The organism is Martelella sp. HB161492, from assembly GCF_013184775.1.
Lineage (GTDB): Bacteria > Pseudomonadota > Alphaproteobacteria > Rhizobiales > Rhizobiaceae > Martelella.
Window position 1 is genome coordinate 118374 of sequence record NZ_JAATVV010000011.1, and the last position, 14705, is coordinate 133078.

Consider the following 14705-nt stretch of genomic DNA (forward strand, 5'->3'; position numbering starts at 1 on the left):
CCGACCTTGGATAGACATCACAGTTCCATGACAGGGCCAGCTTTCGGATGGTGCAGCCAAGTAAACGGGCCTGAGCGCCAATTAGCGACACGCCGGTCACTGATTGCGCCAAAGCTTAAGCAGTTTGACTTATATGATGAAATGCGCCGCAAGCTGACGACAATCAAGGGATGCGACCCTATCGCCTCAACCAACAGGACGCTGCAATCGCTTCGGCGAAACGCCGTTTGGTTCGCTCGCAGGATGAATCCAGGCAAACGGCATCCACTCAAGGGAAAACAGGTTCAGCCCTGAAAGACACTCAGACGGCGGGCGGCGACTGCTGCGGCCAGCGCCTCCGGCGCGACCGAAAAAATACTGTCCGGCCGGCCAGCGGCGCACCAGACGATATCGTGGACGAAAAGCTGCTCATCGATATAGACGGGCAATGGCGCGAGATGGCCGATTGGTGCAACCCCGCCGATGGCAAAGCCTGTCTCGGCTCTGACCCGCTTGGCATCCGCGCGATCGAGTGACAGACCATGAACAGCCTGAAGATGGGAGAGATCCGCATTATGCGCACCCGACACCAGGATCAGCACCAGTTCACCGGTATTCTTGTCAGCAAAAATCAGCGACTTGACGATCTGGCTGACAGCACAGCCGGCAGCGTTGGCTGCGTCTTGCGCCGTTCGCGTGGACTGTTCCATGGTGAGAATGGCGATATCAAGCCCCTTCTCCGCCGCCTCGTCACGAACACGATCGATGCTCGCGCGCTTTCCGCCAGTCTCGCTCATAATTGCCCTTCCCCCAGCGCGTACTCGATCACCATCTGGTCATAGGCAGGCTCGACATTGGACGGCGTTTCGGCCTGAACCGTCGCATAATCGAGCGGAATATGCATGTGAGTCAGCACCGCGCGTCTTGCGCCGAAATAGGTGATCCAGCCAAGCGCCTGCTCCAGCGACAAATGGCTGGGATGACGCCGATATTGCAGCGCATCGATAATGATGAGGTCAAGTCCCGCAAGCCGATCGATGGCATCTTCGGGAAAATCACTGACATCCGTGCAATAGGCAACATCACCAAGCCGATAGCCGAGCGAAATAATATCGCCATGCTGCTGGCGATGCGCGAAAAAGCGCATCGAGCCGCCAGCGCCGTCGATCACGATCGGCTGGTCGATGTCCTCGATAATATGAGGATCGGCGATCGGCGGATATTCGCTGCCTTCCGGTGTCTGCAGACAATAGCCAAAGCCGGCAACGATACGCTCCATCGTCACCGGTTCCGCATAGATCGGGATCCGGTGATGCTGGGAGTGAAAATAGCCGCGAATATCATCAATGCCGTGAATATGATCGGCGTGCCCATGGGTATAGAGCACCGCATCGATCGCCGCCACGCCGGCGCGGATCATCTGCTCCCGAAAGTCCGGTCCGGTATCAACCACCACCGTTGTCGTGCCGCCATCCGGGCCGATCTGCTCGATCAGAAGCGCAGCGCGGGTGCGCCGGTTCTTCGGGTTCTGCGGATCGCAATCGCCCCAGTCACCGGTAATGCGCGGCACGCCCGGTGAAGAGGAACAGCCCAGAATGGTGAAGCGGCGCCGATATCCCACGGATCAGACCCGCGTCATCTTCGAAAAGCAGCGGAAGGCATTTTCGGTGGTGACGGCGGCGATAGCCGCCGCATCGAGCCCCTTGACCTCGCCCAGAACGCGGGCAGTGTTGACCACATAGGAGGGCTCGTTGCGCTTGCCGCGATAGGGCGTCGGCGCCAGATAGGGCGCATCGGTCTCGACCAGTAGCCGGTCGAGCGGAATATCAGCGGCAATATCGCGAATGTCCTGCGAATTGCGGAAGGTCAGGATCCCGGAAAAGGAAACATAGCCGCCAAGCGCGATACCGGTCTCGGCAAGAGCGCGACCGGCAGAAAAACAATGCAGAATGAAGGGAAAGGCCCCGTTCGTTTCTGTCTCTTCCGTCAGGATTGCTGCCATATCCGCATCCGCATCGCGGCTATGGATCACCAGCGGCAGGCCGGTCTGGCGGGCAGCCTCGATATGACGGTGAAGGCCGATCTTCTGTGCTTCGGCCTTGTCGGCATCATAGTGATAATCCAGCCCCGCCTCGCCGATGGCAACCACTTTGGGATGCCCGGCGAGGCGGATCAGGTCTGCCGCATCAACATCGAGTTCCTCATCGGCATTGCTCGGATGCGTACCGACGGAACAAAATACACTTTCATATTTCTCAGCAATCTCAATTATTTGCGGAAATTTCTTTACGCGTGTTGAGATCGTCACCATCTGCCTGACACCCGCGGCATGCGCGCGCGCAACCAGCGCATCACGCTCCTCGGCAAAATCGGGAAAATCCAGATGGCAATGACTGTCAATCAACATTTCAGGCTTCATCCTCAGGAGCAACATAGCGCGGGAAAACCGGCGTGGGCTTTTCCAGCGGCGTGCCGGGTTTCAGGCGGCCAGCCTCTCCCAGATGGGCAAAGTCGCGCGCATCGGCAGGTGCGGCAACGAGATCCAGCAGCTTCGCCGACGAGTCGGGCATATAGGGCTGCAGCAGGATCGCCACCTGACGCACGACTTCCGCAGTGACATAGAGCACGGTCGCCATACGATCGGGATCGGTCTTGCGCAGCGCCCAGGGCTCCTGACCGGCGAAATAGCGGTCGCCTTCGGAGACGACGGCGATGATGGCAGCAGTGGCCTTGTGAATGGCCTGCGCATTCATTTCCGCACGCACCGTCTCGATGACACCGTCGGCCATGGCCAGCATGGCCTTGTCCTCATCGGTGAACGGCCCCGGCGCGGGCACCTGACCATCGCAGTTCTTGACGATCATCGACAGCGAGCGGCTGGCAAGATTGCCGATGCCATTGGCGAGATCGGCATTGATGCGATTGCCGATCCCCTCGTCGCTATAGGAGCCATCCTGGCCAAAAGAAACCTCGCGCAGGAAGAAGTAGCGGATCGGATCCAGACCGAAATGCGAGACGAGATTGAACGGGTCAACGACGTTGCCGACCGACTTCGACATCTTCTCGCCCTTGTTGAGCAGGAAGCCATGGGCGTAAACGCGCTTCGGCAGCGCCACACCGGCCGACATCAGGAAGGCCGGCCAGTAGACCGTGTGGAAGCGGATGATATCCTTGCCAATGATGTGCATGGCCGGCCAGTAATCCCACAGATCACCGGTTTGATCGGGATATCCGAGCGCGGTGATGTAGTTGGTCAGCGCATCGACCCAGACATACATCACATGTTTGTCGTCGCCCGGAACCTTGACACCCCAGTCGAAGGTCGTCCGCGAGATCGAGAGATCCTTGAGCCCTGACTTTACGAAGGAGATCACCTCATTGCGGCGCTCCGCCGGGCCGATGAAATCAGGGTGCGTCTCGTAATATTCCAGCAACCTGTCGCCATAGGCGGAAAGCCGGAAGAAATAGCTCTCTTCCTCGACCCATTCGACCGGCGACCCCAGCGGCTCGCGGCGAACGCCATCGTCGCCGAGCGTTGTCTCGCCTTCATCGAAATAGGCTTCCTGACGCACGGAATACCAGCCGCCATATTTGCCGAGATAGATATCGCCATTCGCCTGCATCTTTTGCCACAGCGCCTGAACGGCAATGCGATGACGGTCCTCGGTCGTGCGAATAAAGTCATCATTGGAGCAGTTGAGAAACTTGAGGAGATTGCGAAACACCGCCGAGTTGCGATCGGCAAGCTCGATCGGCGCAATCCCTTCCTTTTCCGCCGTCTGCTGCATCTTCTGGCCATGCTCGTCCGTGCCGGAGAGAAGCCGTACATCAAGACCGTCAAGGCGACTAAAGCGTGCCAGTGCATCCGTTGCGATCATGGTATAGGCATGACCGATATGGGGCGTGCCATTGGGGTAGAAGATCGGCGTCGTAATGTAATAAGGCTTCTTGTCGGTCATTCCCGCGGTTCCGATGCGCAAAGCCCGTGTTGTCCGCAAGCGATGCAGCGCGCGGGATCTTCGGGCGATTGGTGTTTCATCCCGGCCGGTGTCCGGAGCGGACGGCCGTTTTATCTCGAGCGGTCTTAACCCCAGACCACGGCGGCTTCAAGTCCAACCATGCCGCAAAACAGCATTCAAGGGGCGGTGTCAGCCAAGATCACGGATCGCGCCGACGAGATCAATCATCAGCTGCTTCTGATCGAGGTTAAAGGCGCGCGCCTGACGGATCTCTGCCGTTGCATCGACGGAGAAACGGGCAATCGCCTCGGCCCGTTCCAGCTTGCCCTCAAACGCGGCTTCACGCGCCTTGGCCTGCAGATCCTCCTCGAGATAGGAGAGGAAAAAATCGGCAATCGCCTCGTTCTCGCGCTTGGAAAGCGTGTCAGCCAGCCGGTGTGTCATCAGCCGCGCTGCGCCATCACCGCCCGTCAGTGCCTCGTGATAGCCGGCGATGATATCGCGTCCGCCATAATTGATCAGCTTCAGTGCCTGACCAACGCTGCCGGCCGAAAGCATGGCGATCTCGTCACGCTCGTCTGCCGGAACGCTAATCCCGAGATTGGCCAGCGCCGCCATCAGATCATCGGTTGCAAGCGGGCGGAGCCGTAGCGGAAGACAGCGGGACCGGATGGTTGGAAGCAGCCGCCCAGGCGCATGAGACAGCAACATAAACAATGCGTTACGTGGCGGTTCTTCAAGTATCTTCAAAATCGCATTGGCGGCATTTCGGTTCAGATCATCGGCGGCATCGACAATGACGATACGCCAGTTGCCCGTGCCGGAAGTCTGCGCGAAGAAGTGCCCTGCCCGACGCACCTCATCCACGGTGATCGCCGATTTCACCTTGCCGGTCTTGGCATCGACAGGCCGGCGTAAATGCAGCAGATCATGCGACGCGCCAGAGATAATCTGCCGTGTCACCGGCGATGCAGGATCAGGGTCGGCAAGCGTCAGCGGAGCTTCGGCTGCCACCCGATGATGCAGAATGTGGTTGGCAAAGCGAAAGGCAAGGCTGGCCTTCCCGATCCCCTCGGGCCCCTCAATCAGGATGGCGTGATGGTTCTTGCCACTCCGATAGGCTTCCGCCAGATAGGATTCGGCTGCCTTGTGTCCGAAAAGCCTGGTATTTTCGGCCGGCGCAACCGCACCGTCGAGCACGTCTCCCTCAGCCATGCCTGACCTCGCCGAGCAAGGGTTCGACGGCCCGCCAGATGGCCGCCGCCACCTGATCCGCCCCGCCCGCAGCATCGATGACGACGCAGCGTTCCGGCTCGGTGGCAGCAATCATCAGATAGGCCTGCCGCCGCGCTTCATGCACCGCCACATCTTCCTTTTCAAAGCGGTCGGCCGCACCGCCAGCGCGGGTCTGGGCTCGCGAAAGGCCCGTCGCAGCATCGAGGTCCAGAATCAACGTGCAGTCCGGCTGAACATGATCAATGGCGATGCGCTCAATATTGGCAACGAATGCAGGCTCCAGACCGCCCGTCGCGCCCTGATAGACGCGGGACGAATCCATGAAACGGTCGCAGAGAACCATGGCGCCGCGCTCAAGCCCCGGACGAATGACCTCTTCAACGTGATCATTGCGCGCTGCGGCGAACAGCATCACCTCCATCGCCACGCCAAAGGGTTCGGCCGCACCGGACAGCAGCACATGGCGCACCGCCTCACCGCCATCAGAGCCGCCTGGCTCACGGGTCACGACGACATCGTGCCCCAAAGTGACGAGCCGATCCCGCAAAAGACGGATCTGAGTCGACTTGCCAACCCCCTCGCCGCCTTCGAATGTGATGAACAATCCGCGCTTCAATGAAACCTCTCAGCCAAAACCTGTCCGAGCTTTAGAGCAAATACCGGTTTTGCAAAAGGCCAGCAGCCAAAATCACCCGCGCAATTGGAACCAGGCCCCTCAAGCGCGGCGCGAAACTCAGCTATTTTTTCAGCGGAATGGGAACCGTTGCCGGGATCACGACGTTCTTGGACATGACAGCAAAGGCATCTTCAGCCTGAACCTGCGGCTCGGTGCCAACAGGCCTGGATGTCTCAGCAAGGGCGAGCTGTTGCGGCGGCGATGCTGCCGGCGCCAGCATGCCGGGATCACGCGTCGGGAGCGGCACGACGCTTGGAATGACAACCTGTGACACGGTGATCTGGGCCACAGGCGCAGCCAGTGTCGGCTTGAGTGCTTCCTGGGCGGCAGCGGCAGCGGCCGCGGGGGCGGAAGCCTTCTGCGGCTCGGCAAAGGCGACAGCATCCGCGGGCACAGACTGACTGACCTCTGAGGGTGTCTCGGCCTTGGCGATCGCGGCATTGTCGCCAAAGCGTTCGGGATCGATAATATGCTGATCCGTCTTGCCTTTTTTGAAGGAGGCCAGAAGGAATTTCATGTCATTCGGTTTTTCAGGGGCCGGGCCGACATAATCGACACGGACCTTGGCAACGCCATCCCCGGTCATATCGAGGATCTGCGCTGTCTTGTGCGAGACATCGATGATCCGGTCATCAACGAAAGGTCCGCGATCATTGACGCGGACGATAACGGAATAGCCGTTGGAAAGATTGGTCACGCGGGCGTAACTCGGCAACGGCATGGTCGTATGGGCAGCGGAAAGATGGTCGGCATCAAAGGTTTCGCCATTGGCCGTCAGAGAACCGTCGAGAGAGCCGCCATACCATGAGGCGAGCCCAACCTTGCTGTAGTTCGGGTTTACGGCAGGCGTGTACCACCGCCCATTGATCATGTAGGGCTTTCCGACCTTCTGATAGCTTCGGATGCCGGCATTACTGTCGGCATCATCATCGGCCTTGGCGACTTCTTTCTTGCTGCCCATCTCCAGAGACTTTGCCGTCTCGGTAATGCTGTTACAGCCGGTAAGAAGAACGCTCAGCGCGATCAGAGCCACGGGGGCCTTGAGGGCCCCAGAGAAACGGAAATCGTCCATGCAGTGCTTTCTCGACTACGCACACGCTTGCCGGCGTGCTTGACCTCATGAAATGATGCGGACGCGCAATGTGCCGCAAACATAGTGCCATGTCAGCCCAGAAGTTGACCGATTTATGGCATACTTAATTTGTCGTAGGATAATACTCGAAATAGGTGCATCGTCAATCATCCTCAACTTTTTTGAATTTCATCATTTATTGGCTGCCGCAATGCTGACAGCCATTGACCGCAACGAGCCCCCGATGATAAAGCCGCCAGCAATGTGCTTCAGGCACTTTGGCCGGATGGGTGGCCGAGCGGTTTAAGGCACCGGTCTTGAAAACCGGCGTGCAGGAGACTGTACCGTGGGTTCGAATCCCACCCCATCCGCCATTCACCACCGATTGCTGCTTGCCCCCCCGGTACCGCCATCACCGCACAACGGCAGTTGGCGCTCACGAGCGCGTCTTCTTGGCAGCATGCGGAGCGAACCGGCAAACGGCAGGTCGGCATCGGCGATTTTCTTCATACCCATCATGACTGCCTGCGCACGCCCCGCCGCCACCCGGTCGGGATCGGACAGCATATGGGCGAGAGCCGTCGGGATGATCTGCCAATGCACACCGAAGCGATCGCGGAGCCAGCCGCAACGCCCTTCGCTGCCGCCAGCGCTCAACGCATCCCAGAGCCGGTCGGTTTCGCTCTGATCGAGTGTGGCAATCGAAATCGAATGATCGTGTTTCGGCGCGAAACTGTCATTGCCATCCATGAGCATGTATCGCGTAGCCATGCAGGTCCAGAAGACCATCGCCATATTCGGCCGTATGTTCTGAACATGATCGACAGTGGTGTCGGGCAGCGTTGCCGCGTAAAAGCGCGCGGCGACTTCAGCCCCGTCCTTGAGAAAGATGCACAGGCGCGAATTCGGTCGGTCAGTCATTTCGGTCATCCTGAGTGGGCGGGCGCAGGAGCGCTGAACAGGCAGCGAACATAACGGTCGAGGTGGTCCAGAGCCTCTCGTGCGAGTTCCGGGTCATTGCCGGCTTTGGCAAGGATGAAACCGCCCTGAATGACGGTCTGAAAATGCCGGGCGAGTGACTTTGGCGTCTATCCGTCCGGGTCGATGCCGCGCGCCGCAATGGCGGCGGCAATATCAGCTTCGAGCGTTGCGGCATGGCTGAAGATGCTGGCACCGGCCGCATCGCGTATCTCCGGCGCGGAAGAATGGACTTCCTGGGCAAGGGGGCCAACCAGACAGGTAAACTCCGGTATTCTGTCGGTGATGATCGCGCGACGGAAGGCGATATAGGCCAGGACGCGCTCAACCGGATCGCCTGGCGCGTGATAGGGCGCACCTTCGAAGAAGGCGCTTGTTGTCTCAGTCCAGAAATCTGCCACGGCTACGCCGAGAGCATCTTTCGATTTGAAGTGATGAAAAAACGCCCCTTTCGTGCCCCCTGCAGACTTGCAGAGATCATCGACCGTTGTCGCGGCGAACCCCTTCTTTCGCACGAGATCGCGTGCCGCTTCAAGCAGCCTGGTCCGGGCATCGCCGCGCTCCGGCGCTTGTTTCGCTGGGAGTGACATCTAGAATTAATACCAACTGGTCGGTATTGAGTTAATTCAAACGCAAACCGAGGCTGCCAAGGCCAGACGGAGATGGTCGGTCGATGCGCACTCAAACCATCGATCAAAGGCCATCATATTGTGGTTTCCAATTGACCGGCCGTAAGGTGCAAGATACATAAAATAGAAAATCACCGGGGTGAGATCTGCTCAGTCTGAAAGAAGCCCGCTTTCAGTTGATCATCGTCACGCCGCTCGAAATTCATAACAAGGTTCAGGAAAGTCATGTTGAAAGCTGCCCGGAAAACATCATTCGCTTTGGCAACAGCAGCGTTTCTTTCCTCCGTAACCCTTTCAATGGCGCAGGAACTGCCGGATTCGCTCAAGCCGATCGGCAATCTGAGCGGCCCCTATAATCTTCTGATCCCCAACTATGAAAACGCTCCGGTCATGTCGTCGTGGACGGGCTTCTACATCAAGCCGAATATCGGCTATGGCGAGATCTCCTACGATAATTCCCTGCTGAAAAATGACGATGGCTTCACGCTCGGCGTGTCCGGTGGATATGATTTCCTCAAGGGCCATCTGCTGTTTGGTCCGCGCGTCGACGTGAACTACGATTTCTTCGACGGCAGTGCGTCCAGCAATGGCGGCCCCTATCGATACAAGGCTTTCACGGATCTCGACGGCTCTGTCGGCGGTCGAATCGGCTACATCTGGAAGCGGACGCTGCTTTATGCGACGGGCGGCTACGCCTTTGCCAATACCAGCGTGAAGAACGATACGCTGGCCATTTCAGACGCCAAATTCATGTCTGGCTGGACCGCCGGCGGCGGAGTCGAATATCTCTGGAGCAATACCAACGGCCTTCGCCTGGAGTATCGCCGAGTCGAATTTCCCTCCGAAAAATTCGACATTCTCCCGGCCGGCAATGACAGCGTCAGTGCCAGCATGAACAAGATTTCGGTAAGCTTCGTCCGCCGTTTCTAGAGCGCCGTGTGTCCTTTTGGACGCAGCAGGACGCTCAATCTTGTTGGATCTCCGCATCGTTCTTTTCGAATATCGTTCCGGTTCTCGAGCCGATGCGCTAGGCGGCTGGCTCTGCTGGCGGGATCGCAAGTCTTCGAACAGATCTTTGTGGATGCAGGCGCCGGACCCTGCCGTTCAGGCATTTGCGGCTCCGGTGGCCCTGCAGTCCATTGCTCTCGGATGACCAAGGTCCTGCAGCCTGTGCTTCACGGCCCTCGCCTTGCTGGCAATGTCGCCTGCGCGCCGCCAGATACCTACATTTCATGTTCGGCGTCGGGCAGCGGAGCGTTGAGCACCAGAGCATAGTCAAGCGGCTTGCGCTGCGACACCGGCACCTTGAGTTTTTCAGGCAAGACGCCGAAACCGACCATGGTGATGACCAGTTCGCTTTCCGGCAGATTGATCAGATGCCTGAGTTTATCGTCCTGATCATGGGTGACGGACCAGTTCAGCATCACCGCGCCAAGCCCCTCGGCATGCAGACCGTAGGCGAAGCTCATTGCGAACATGCCTCCGTCGATCCAGCCCTGATAGCGCTCATGCGCATGTTCCCAATGGGCCAGATCCGAGGTGATGATCGCGATGCCGCCGAGCTGGTCGCCAAAGCCGCGATTGCCGTTTTGCAGCGCAGTGATCCGCGCAATATCGGCCGGGTCTGTCCAGATGCGGGCGCGGCATGTCTGCCGGTTGCAGGACGATGGCGATTGCTGCGCGATCCGTACCGCCTGCGCGATCGACGATTTCGGCACGTCCGCCTTCTTGTAGGTCCTGATCGAGTGGCGAGCCTCGGCAAAGGACATGAAATCGATCATGCCGTGCTTCTGAATGTCGTCCGCCGTAACGGTCTCAACGCCGCCTCTGAGCCCGGTGTCGCGACTGTCGCGATGGCGCGCCACGACCTGCCTGATCGCATCGAGATCGATGTCGCTGCCTGCATTGAAGGCCAGATAGCCCTCCAGAGTCCTGAGCGCGATCTCGGTTGTCGCGTCAGGGCCGAAATGGCCGATAAAGGTATCGATATCGGCGGCAAGCTGATTGGCCTTTTCCTGTCCGTGGCCGGGCCTGGCGCCTTCAAGCGCGGAGCCATATTCGAGAAAATGCAGGCCGATGGCGATCCGGGCACGCAGATTTTCACGGCTTCTTGCAGCTCCGGTGAAGGAACTGCGCCAGAAGCGTCGGGCATCACGCAACGTGTTGAAAATCAGCTTGGAGAACAAGTCTCTTCGCTCTGAAACGGGTGGGCGCGGTTCGGGAAGGGATCCGGACATAAGCATGACTCCAGCAGGCTATCTGCCATGAGATTGTTGCGGATCGCGCGGCAACGCAAGGCCCTGCCATTCGGTTAGGATAGGTTTTTGCGATGTGGACGGCGTATATTTACAATACTTAACTTATTTATTTTTATAGATATTTTATACGTCACCTATCCATTTGGATGGTTTTCTGCACAGACCTCATTCAATATTTCGTCCGAATGAATCAAAAACCCATCCGTGAAATCCCTTCTCTCGTCGCGTTCTGGCTCACACTATGACAGTCGTAAAAGACGCCGGAAAAACCTCAGGGAACATAGCCGTGGCCAAGCCAGTACATGTCCGTATCATTTCCCCCATCACCACGCTCGGCTTCCGCTCCGATGCGGCCGTGAAATCGCTTGAGACGGATGGATTGATTGTCTCGGCAACGCAGATTTCCAAGGGCCCGGCTTCGATCGAAAGTGAATATGAAGGTGCTTTGGCAGCACCCGATACCGTTGCCAGGATCATCGAGGCGGAGCGCGAAGGCGTTGATGCCTGCGTGATTGACTGCATGGGCGATCCAGGCCTGAAGGCAGCGCGCGAAACCGTCTCGATCCCGGTTCTCGGCCCCTGCAATACCGGCATGCATATCGCGGCCATGCTGGGGCACAAGTTTTCCGTCATCACCATTGTCAATCGCCTGATTGCCCAGTTCGAAAATGCCGCAGCTCTTGCCGGCCTGTCGTCGCGCATGGCATCTGCTCGCTCGGTTGAAATACCGGTGCTGGAGCTGGAGGCAGACATGGACAAGACCCGCCGCATTCTTATCGACGAAGCGCAAAAGGCCGTCGAACGCGATGGCGCACATGCGATCATTTTCGGCTGCACCGGCCTCTTCGGCTGCGCCGCGGCCGTGCGCGAAGGCCTGCTGCAACGCGGCATCGATGTTCCCGTGATTGACCCGATTCCCACCGCCGTCAACATCGCCGCCGGGCTGGTGCGGGCCAATCTCAGCCATTCGGAACGCACCTATCCTCTGCCGCCCGAAAAACCCATGCCCGGCTATGACATGCCGGACCTGCGTCTGAAGGCAGCGGAGTGATTTCATGACCGATACGACCGTGGCGACTTATGAAAGGACGCGGCCTGCATGGCTGAAGCCCAATCTCTGGTGGCTGGTGCTGCCCGCGATCCTGTTCATCATCCTGTTCTTCCTGATCCCTGTCATTTCGCTGTTTCTCTCGAGCTTTGACAAGGCCATGCCCGGACAGATCACGTTTCAGGGCAACTTCTCACTCGACAATTACGAGCGCATTTTCACGAAATCGCTTTATTACATGGCGATCTGGCGTTCGGTATGGATCGGCGCCGTGGTCTCGGCGGTCTGTCTCTTCATAGGCTATCCGCTGGCCTTCATCATCGCGCGGACCCTGAAGCCCGGCACGGCGACGCTGCTGACGATCCTGGTCCTGAGCTCAATGCAGCTCGACATGGTGATCCGGCTCTATGGTCTCATGGTGCTGATGGGCGACAAGGGACTGATCAATTCCGGCCTGATGGCACTGGGCATCATCAGCGAGCCGCTGCCGCTGATGTACAACGCCTTTGGTGTGATCGTCGGTCTGGTGCAGGTTACCCTTCCCTTCATGGTGCTGTCGCTGATCGGCGCAATCCGCTCGATCAACCCGTCGCTTGAGGAGGCCGCCCGCAGCCTCGGTTCGTCTCGCTGGCACGTGATGCGCACCATCACCTGGCCACTGTCCCTGCCGGGCGTCTATGCCGGAACGCTGCTGGTATTCGCGCTGGCCATCTCCTCTTACGTTGTGCCGGCACTGATGGGCGGCTGGAAGGTCATCACCCTGCCGATCCATATCTATCAGCAGATTGCCGAGGTCGGGCGCTGGCAGTTCGGTGCTGCCGTTGCCGCGATCCTGTTCATCACATCCCTGTTCGCGATGGGGCTTTATATCCTTGCCCTGCGCCGCAATGCCGGAGGCCGCGTCTGATGGAAGATGTCAATCCCATTCCATTCACCTTTCGGGTCATCGCTGCGATCGCGCTGCTTGTCCTGCTGGTGCCCGTTGCCATCGTTGTTCTGGCGGGCCTCAATTCCGGTGATTATCTGACATTTCCGCCGCAGGGCTTCTCGCTGCGCTGGATCAAGAACTTCTTCGTGTCGCCGACCTTCCTGCCCGCTTTCAAGCTGTCCTTCGCGCTGGCACTGGCAACAAGCATCATCTCGACCGTTCTCGGCACGCTGGCATCGATCTTTCTGACCCGCAGTGTCAGCCGGTCGCGCGAATTCCTCCGTGCAATCTTCTTCCTGCCGGTGGTCCTGCCCGGCGTCGTGCTCGGCATTGCGCTTTATGTCTTCTACATCTGGAGCGATGTCGGGCTGGCACGCAGTCTCACGGGCCTGATCATCGGCCATGTGCTGGTCACCATGCCCTTCGTCATCGCGACCGTCACCGCTTCGCTGGTCGACCTTGATCTGTCGGTCGAAGAGGCTGCCCGGTCGCTGGGCGCCTCACCGGTACAGGCCTTCATGAAGGTCACGCTGCCGCTGATCACACCCGGCATTTCGGCGGGCTCCATCTTCGCCTTCATCGTCTCCTTCGGCCAGTTCGAACTGACCCTGTTTCTGTCAACGCCGAACCTGCAGACCCTGCCTTTGGCGATCTATTCCTCGCTGCGTTATGCCTTCGAGCCGACAGCGGCTGCGGCAGGCATTTTCGCAATCTGCCTGGTCACGGTTTCGACACTGATTTCAACACGCCTCTCCAACCTCAAAAAACTGCTGAGCCGGCGTTAAGCCGTCCAACTCCAGAAAGGGAAAAGCATGACCGATTCCAAGAAAGGCCTCACACGACGCACCCTGCTCAAGGCGAGTGCGGCAACCGCAGGCGTCAGCCTGTTCAACATCAACCATGCCTTCTCGCAGGATGTCACCTATGATGGCGGTGTGTTCGATGCTGGCGGCGCCGTCCTCAACATTGCCGGCTGGGGCGGTTACTGGGAGGAAACCCAGAACAAGCTGGTGCTCGATCAGTTCCAGAAGGACTTCAACTGCCAGATCCGCTATGACAGCACCTTCCCCTGGTTCCCGAAATATGTCGCGGCCGGCCCCAAGAACCCGCCCTTCGCCATGAACAACTGGAACATGCCGGAAATGTTCAAGACCGCCGGTGCGGGCGATTACTTCATGCCGGTTGACGAAATCAAGGCCAACGTGCCGAACACATCTCAGCTCTGGGACTTCTCGCTGGAAACCGGCGTTGGCATCACCTGGGCGTTCTCGCGCTACTGCTATGTCTACCGCACCGATACCGGTATCACGCCGAAGAGCTTCAAGGACTTCTGGCTGCCTGATTATTCCGGCAAGCGCGGCACCTACATCACCTCCAACACCTTGCAGATGATGTTCTTCATGGCCTCCTGCGCCCAGTATGGCAGCAGCGAGACCGACTTCGACGCCGGTTACCAGGCGATGAAGGATGCAATGCCGATGAAGATTTCCGATTTCACCGGCAACATGGCAGCGCTGGTCGAGCGCGGCGAAGTCAACATCGCCGTGCAGTCCGATGCCGAAGCCCTGCTGCAGCAGGAAAAGGGCGTGCCGGTCGAGCTCTATTACTGGGATGAATATAAGGGCATCCTCACCCAGACCCAGACGATCAGCAAATATGCCGATCCGACCTCCAAGAAGCTCGCTTTTGCGCTGTTGAACCGGATGCTCACACCCGAGTTCCAGAGCGGCTTTGCCGATGAATTCTGGATGCGCCCGACCAACAAGAACGCTGTCATTCCGGAAAAAATGGCCAAGCGCGGTGTCGAAAACACGGCTGATGCCACTGCTGGTCTGCATATTCCGGACTGGTCGGCCTATCTCGCCAACGAGATCGATATCGTCGAAACCTGCAACGAGATCTTCGGTTCGTAAACAAAAACGCAAGGCGGGCCGCGCGTCGG

Annotated in this window: 14 protein-coding genes, 1 tRNA gene and 1 pseudogene; 6 read left to right on the top strand and 10 right to left on the bottom strand. The window is 58.6% G+C overall.

Annotated elements, in window-relative coordinates; all coding sequences use genetic code 11:
• Nucleotides 1-284: 284 nt before the first annotated feature.
• The 7 genes from HCK86_RS18035 to HCK86_RS18065 form a co-directional block, all read right to left on the bottom strand.
• Complete coding sequence (locus tag HCK86_RS18035; RefSeq protein WP_176085878.1) at nucleotides 285-776, bottom strand: YbaK/EbsC family protein; 492 nt, start codon at nucleotides 774-776, stop codon at nucleotides 285-287.
• The gene (locus HCK86_RS18040; RefSeq protein WP_176085879.1) at nucleotides 773-1600 is read right to left on the bottom strand and encodes an MBL fold metallo-hydrolase; all 828 of its coding nucleotides are present in this window, start codon (nucleotides 1598-1600) and stop codon (nucleotides 773-775) included. The genes HCK86_RS18035 and HCK86_RS18040 overlap by 4 nt, the downstream gene beginning before the upstream one ends.
• Nucleotides 1601-1603: 3 nt before the next feature.
• Entirely contained in the window at nucleotides 1604-2386 is a 783-nt protein-coding gene (locus tag HCK86_RS18045) for a TatD family hydrolase (protein ID WP_176085880.1), read from the bottom strand.
• Nucleotide 2387: 1 nt separating this feature from the next.
• The gene (metG, locus tag HCK86_RS18050) at nucleotides 2388-3938 is read right to left on the bottom strand and encodes a methionine--tRNA ligase (RefSeq protein WP_176085881.1); all 1551 of its coding nucleotides are present in this window, start codon (nucleotides 3936-3938) and stop codon (nucleotides 2388-2390) included.
• 189 nt (nucleotides 3939-4127) lie between these two features.
• Nucleotides 4128-5153, bottom strand: a complete 1026-nt coding sequence (locus tag HCK86_RS18055; RefSeq protein WP_176085882.1) for a DNA polymerase III subunit delta' — start codon at nucleotides 5151-5153, stop codon at nucleotides 4128-4130.
• Nucleotides 5146-5790, bottom strand: coding sequence for a dTMP kinase (tmk, locus tag HCK86_RS18060; protein WP_176085883.1), 645 nt, complete (start codon nucleotides 5788-5790; stop codon nucleotides 5146-5148). Before tmk ends, HCK86_RS18055 begins: the two co-directional genes overlap by 8 nt.
• A gap of 121 nt (nucleotides 5791-5911) precedes the next feature.
• Nucleotides 5912-6922: a septal ring lytic transglycosylase RlpA family protein gene (locus HCK86_RS18065; protein WP_176085884.1), complete on the bottom strand. Its 1011-nt coding sequence runs from the start codon at nucleotides 6920-6922 to the stop codon at nucleotides 5912-5914.
• A 284-nt stretch (nucleotides 6923-7206) separates the two neighbouring features.
• On the opposite strand from HCK86_RS18065, the gene HCK86_RS18070 reads away from it, so the two are divergent.
• Nucleotides 7207-7296: transfer RNA gene (locus tag HCK86_RS18070), tRNA-Ser, on the top strand.
• Between the two features lies 1 nt (nucleotide 7297).
• Here the strand turns inward: HCK86_RS18070 and HCK86_RS18075 are convergent.
• A complete protein-coding gene (locus HCK86_RS18075) occupies nucleotides 7298-7843 on the bottom strand; it encodes a VOC family protein (RefSeq protein ID WP_176085885.1) in 546 nt (181 codons plus the stop codon).
• A gap of 5 nt (nucleotides 7844-7848) precedes the next feature.
• Nucleotides 7849-8490 (bottom strand): annotated as a pseudogene (locus HCK86_RS18080) (TetR/AcrR family transcriptional regulator).
• Between the two features lie 297 nt (nucleotides 8491-8787).
• On the opposite strand from HCK86_RS18080, the gene HCK86_RS18085 reads away from it, so the two are divergent.
• Entirely contained in the window at nucleotides 8788-9459 is a 672-nt protein-coding gene (locus HCK86_RS18085) for a porin family protein (protein WP_176085886.1), read from the top strand.
• A 293-nt stretch (nucleotides 9460-9752) separates the two neighbouring features.
• Here HCK86_RS18085 and HCK86_RS18090 read toward each other — a convergent pair whose 3' ends face one another.
• Complete coding sequence (locus HCK86_RS18090; RefSeq protein WP_176085887.1) at nucleotides 9753-10715, bottom strand: nitroreductase family protein; 963 nt, start codon at nucleotides 10713-10715, stop codon at nucleotides 9753-9755.
• A 358-nt stretch (nucleotides 10716-11073) separates the two neighbouring features.
• Between HCK86_RS18090 and HCK86_RS18095 the strand changes: the two genes are divergently transcribed.
• From HCK86_RS18095 to HCK86_RS18110, 4 genes are read left to right on the top strand one after another with little or no spacing between them, the layout of a single operon-like run.
• Entirely contained in the window at nucleotides 11074-11838 is a 765-nt protein-coding gene (locus HCK86_RS18095) for an aspartate/glutamate racemase family protein (protein ID WP_348641098.1), read from the top strand.
• Between the two features lie 4 nt (nucleotides 11839-11842).
• A complete protein-coding gene (locus tag HCK86_RS18100; RefSeq protein WP_176085889.1) occupies nucleotides 11843-12742 on the top strand; it encodes an ABC transporter permease in 900 nt (299 codons plus the stop codon).
• Nucleotides 12742-13548, top strand: a complete 807-nt coding sequence (locus tag HCK86_RS18105; RefSeq protein WP_176085890.1) for an ABC transporter permease — start codon at nucleotides 12742-12744, stop codon at nucleotides 13546-13548. The genes HCK86_RS18100 and HCK86_RS18105 overlap by 1 nt, the downstream gene beginning before the upstream one ends.
• 27 nt (nucleotides 13549-13575) lie before the next feature.
• Nucleotides 13576-14676 carry an ABC transporter substrate-binding protein gene (locus HCK86_RS18110; protein WP_176085891.1) on the top strand — a complete coding sequence of 367 codons (1101 nt, stop codon included), beginning with the start codon at nucleotides 13576-13578 and terminating at the stop codon, nucleotides 14674-14676.
• The last annotated feature ends 29 nt before the right edge of the window (nucleotides 14677-14705 follow it).

Bases quoted from the DNA above. Each gene is read 5' to 3' on its own strand.
- HCK86_RS18035 (WP_176085878.1), bottom strand. From the start codon at position 776: ATGAGCGAGACTGGCGGAAAGCGCGCGAGCATCGATCGTGTTCGTGAC.
- HCK86_RS18045 (WP_176085880.1), bottom strand. From the start codon at position 2,386: ATGTTGATTGACAGTCATTGCCATCTGGATTTTCCCGATTTTGCCGAG.
- metG (WP_176085881.1), bottom strand. From the start codon at position 3,938: ATGACCGACAAGAAGCCTTATTACATTACGACGCCGATCTTCTACCCC.
- HCK86_RS18055 (WP_176085882.1), bottom strand. From the start codon at position 5,153: ATGGCTGAGGGAGACGTGCTCGACGGTGCGGTTGCGCCGGCCGAAAAT.
- HCK86_RS18065 (WP_176085884.1), bottom strand. From the start codon at position 6,922: ATGGACGATTTCCGTTTCTCTGGGGCCCTCAAGGCCCCCGTGGCTCTG.
- HCK86_RS18075 (WP_176085885.1), bottom strand. From the start codon at position 7,843: ATGACTGACCGACCGAATTCGCGCCTGTGCATCTTTCTCAAGGACGGG.
- HCK86_RS18100 (WP_176085889.1), top strand. From the start codon at position 11,843: ATGACCGATACGACCGTGGCGACTTATGAAAGGACGCGGCCTGCATGG.
- HCK86_RS18105 (WP_176085890.1), top strand. From the start codon at position 12,742: ATGGAAGATGTCAATCCCATTCCATTCACCTTTCGGGTCATCGCTGCG.
- HCK86_RS18110 (WP_176085891.1), top strand. From the start codon at position 13,576: ATGACCGATTCCAAGAAAGGCCTCACACGACGCACCCTGCTCAAGGCG.